This window comes from Kitasatospora nipponensis, assembly GCF_039528135.1.
Classification (GTDB): Bacteria; Actinomycetota; Actinomycetes; order Streptomycetales; family Streptomycetaceae; genus Kitasatospora; species Kitasatospora nipponensis.
Window position 1 is genome coordinate 1 of sequence record NZ_BAAALF010000935.1, and the last position, 584, is coordinate 584.

The 584-nt window shown below is 70.0% G+C and carries 1 protein-coding gene; it reads left to right on the forward strand.

The window, feature by feature from the left end:
- Positions 1-584, forward strand: a 584-nt coding sequence (locus ABD323_RS44150; protein WP_344447632.1) for an AMP-binding protein, incomplete at both ends; no start/stop codon positions are given.

Here is a 584-nt window from a genome sequence, read left to right on the forward strand (position 1 = left end):
AAGGGTGTGGCGTTGGCGCATGCGGGTGCGGTGAACCTGGCGGCTGCGCAGGCGGAGCGGTTCGCGGTGGTGCCGGGTAGTCGGGTGTTGCAGTTCGCGTCGGTGGGGTTCGATGCGGCGACGTCGGAGTTGTTGATGGCGTTGACGTCGGGTGCCGCGTTGGTGGTGGCGCCTGGTGGGGAGTTGTTGCCGGGGGCGGGGTTGGTGGAGTTGGTGGCGCGTCTTGGGGTGACGCATGCGACGTTGCCGCCGGCGGTGTTGAGCGTGCTCGGGGCTGGGGACCTGGGGTCGGTGACGTCGCTGGTGTCGGCGGGTGAGGCGCTGGGTGCGGAGCTGGTCGAGAAGTGGGCGCCGGGTCGGCGGATGGTGAACGCGTACGGTCCGACGGAGACCACGGTGTGCGCGACGATGACGGCGCCGCTGGCGCCGGGGGATGCGGTCACGATCGGTGGGCCGATCGCCAACGGTCGTGTGTATGTGCTGGACGAGTGGTTGCGGCCGGTGCCGGTTGGTGTGGTGGGTGATCTGTATGTGGCCGGTGTGGGTCTGGCGCGCGGGTATCTGAGGCGTGCGGGGTTGACGGC